The 456-nt window shown below is 73.2% G+C and carries 1 protein-coding gene; it reads left to right on the top strand.

The features are described from left to right. On the top strand, positions 1-456 hold a 456-nt coding region (locus IH13_RS0136005), incomplete at both ends, for a ketoreductase domain-containing protein (RefSeq protein ID WP_031091352.1).

Below are 456 nucleotides of genomic sequence, written 5' to 3'. Positions count from 1 at the left end.
GGATCGCCCAGCAACTCAGCCGCCACCTCGCCGGTCACCACCGCGCCCGCCTGGTGTGGTTCAGCCGCGGCGACCTCGGCCCCGAACAGCACGCCGCCGCCGAGGAGATCCGTGCACTCGGCGGCGACGTCGCCCACATCCGCGGCGACGCCTGCGCCACCGCCGACCTCGCCGCCGCCGTCGCCGAGGCGCACCACCGCTTCGGCGCCCTGCACGGCGTCGTGCACACCGCGATGGTGTTCGACGACCACGCCCTCGCCGATCTCGACGAGAAGACCTTCACCGCCGCGACCCGCGTCAAGACCGAGGGAGCCGCCGCGCTCGCCACCGCCGTCGACGGCCAGGACCTCGACTTCCTGGTCTATTTCTCCTCCGCCGGCTCCTTCGGCAGCTTCGCGGGCAACGGCGCCTACATCTGCGCCTCCGCCACCGAGGACGCCTACGCGCTGTTCCTGC

Source organism: Streptomyces sp. NRRL WC-3549 (assembly GCF_000721935.1).
Taxonomy (GTDB): Bacteria; Actinomycetota; Actinomycetes; order Streptomycetales; family Streptomycetaceae; genus Streptomyces.
The sequence above is the reverse complement of the archived record's forward strand: the minus strand, read 5'-3'. Positions and strand labels throughout refer to the sequence as shown.